Raw genomic sequence first — 697 nt, forward strand, 5'->3', positions numbered from 1 at the left:
ATGTGAGTTACTTGGTCTAACGGCAAGAACAATTCAACGCTGGATTGAAGCTGATGATATGACAGATAAGCGAACAAGTACGATAAAGCGACCACCTAACAGGCTAACTGAATTAGAGCAACAGCGTATAATTAAGACTGTTAATTCAATAGAATATGGACATTTACCACCCAGTAAGATAGTCCCTAAACTATTGGATAAAGGTGTGTGGATAGCATCAGAAAGCTCGTTTTATCGCGTTATGAAATCGCATAAATTATTAACACACAGAGAAAAAGTTAAACCAAATAAAAAGATAAAAAAGCCAAAAGCGCTCAAGGCAATACGTGTAAACGAAATTTATACATGGGATATCACGTATTTGCCAACAGCTGTTAAAGGTCAGTTTTTATACTTATATTTAGTGATGGATATTTATAGTCGAAGAATAGTTGGTTGGCAGGTTCATGACACACAACTAAGCACACTGGCGGCTGATTTAATGGTAGATATTTGCAGGCGAGAGCAGGTAAAGCCTGAGCAAGTCACGTTGCACTCGGATAATGGCAGTCCAATGAAAGGGGCAACGTTATTAGCGACATTGCAGGAGTTAGGTATTGTTCCTTCATTTAGCCGACCGTCTGTGAGTAATGATAATCCTTATTCTGAATCGCTATTTAAGACGTTAAAGTATCGCCCGGAATACCCTGAGAAAGCC

General features: G+C 39.0%; 1 protein-coding gene. It reads left to right on the forward strand.

Annotated features, from left to right (window positions below; translation table 11 throughout):
* Window positions 1-697: DDE-type integrase/transposase/recombinase (locus tag I6F45_RS21255; RefSeq protein ID WP_197162047.1), on the forward strand; the 697-nt coding region annotated here is incomplete at both ends.

It is taken from the genome of Pseudoalteromonas sp. SWYJZ19, assembly GCF_015864375.1.
GTDB classification, from domain to species: Bacteria; Pseudomonadota; Gammaproteobacteria; order Enterobacterales; family Alteromonadaceae; genus Pseudoalteromonas; species Pseudoalteromonas arctica.